The 1,588-nt window shown below is 75.9% G+C and carries 1 protein-coding gene; it reads right to left on the bottom strand.

What is annotated here, in order from left to right; all coding sequences use genetic code 11:
• The coding region (locus ACTUAL_RS24240; RefSeq protein WP_440901865.1) for a DUF6531 domain-containing protein at positions 1-1,588 on the bottom strand (1,588 nt) is incomplete at both ends.

The raw sequence follows: 1,588 nt of genomic DNA, 5'->3' as shown, positions 1-1,588 counted from the left end.
GTAGCCGTAGGAGTGGGTGCGGCCCGCGTAGTCGGTCTGCGCCCGCACGCGGCCGAGCTGGTCGCGCAGGAAGGTCCAGGTGCGGCCGTGGGCGTTGGTCACCGAGGTCAGGCGCAGCTCGGTGTCGTAGCCGTACGCCGTGCGCGCGCCGGACGGGTCGGTGACCGCCGTCAGCAGGTCGAACGGCCCGTGCTCGCGGCGGGTGGCGCGGCCGAGCTCGTCGACGTGCTCGACCTCGTTGCCCTCCCCGTCGTAGCGCCAGGAGGCGCGCTCCCCGCCCGGCCCGACCCGCGAGGCGGGGCGGCCCTCGACGGTCCACCCGAGCGCGACCCGCCCGCCCGCGCCGGGCGCGGTCCTGGGCCTGCCGACCTGGTCGCGCGCCACGCCCTCGGGCGCGGGCTCGCCGACCGGGCCGCCCGCGGCCGAGATCGGCGTGGCCACGCCGACCGGGGTGGTGCGCGGGTCCGGCGCGCCGTCCTCGGAGGTGCGGCGCCAGGTGCGCTCCGCGCCGTGGACGGTGACCGTGGCGGCGGCGCCCACCTCGCCCTGGAACAGCAGGGTGGAGCCGTCGGGCCTGCGCACCTCGGTGAGCGCGCCGTCCTCGTCGTAGCCGTAGCCGGTGGTGCGGCCCAGCGGGTCGGTGCGGGAGAGCAGCCGGTCGTGGCGGTCCCACTCGGACAGCGTCACACCGCCCAGCGGGTCGACCTCGCGCACGACCTGGCGCGCGCCGTTGAGGTGGAACTCGGTGACGTTGCCGAGCGAGTCGGTGTGCCGCGTGACGTGGTCGCCGTACTCGAAGGCGCCGTTGAGGAAACCGCCGTCGCCGGTGGTGCGCGCGCACCGGCCGAGCTCGTCGTAGGCGTACCGGTAGCGGACGTCGTTGCGGTCCTGCCAGGAGGTGAGGCGACCGGCCCCGTCGTGCTCGAACCGCCGCGACCGGCCGGAGGAGTTGGTCACCGCGACCAGGTGCCCCTCGGGTCCGTAGTCGAAGCGCAGCACCGGGACGTCGGGCTGGCCGTCGCCGGGCACGGCGATCTCGACCACGCGGCCCCGCAGGGCGCGCAGCGCGACGCGCACCCCGTCGTCCCGGCGCAGCAGGCTCGGCGCGCCGGAGTCGTCGTAGAACACCTCGACGCGCTGCTCGCCCTCGAAGGCGCGCAGCGGGATCACGCGGCCGGCGCCGGAGAACTCGAGCACGGCGTCGTCGGTGACGAGGGTGTACGCGTCGCCGTCGCGGGTGAGCGGCCAGCGCGCGCCCTCCAGGGGCAGCTGCGGGCCGTCGCCGCGCGGGTAGACCAGGATCGTGCCGTCGGGCGGGAAGTAGCAGACGTGCTCGTCGTCCACCTCCAGCCTCTGGTCCACTGTGGACGACCAGGAGACGCCGAACCAGTGGCCCGCGCGGTAGCTCGACACGTGGGTGCGGGTGAGCGCGAGCGCGCCGAGCCGGAGGTCGTGCTGCTCCAGGACGACCTCGCCGCTGGCGACGTCGACCGGGTCGCTCTTGCAGGTGCGGTCGTCGGGCCTCTGCGAGGTGTCGCGCGGGTTGTCGGGCTTGTTCGGGTTGCCCCTGGTGGAGGAGGGGCCGGTG

This window comes from Actinosynnema sp., from assembly GCF_052038725.1.
The sequence above is the reverse complement of the archived record's forward strand: the minus strand, read 5'-3'. Positions and strand labels throughout refer to the sequence as shown.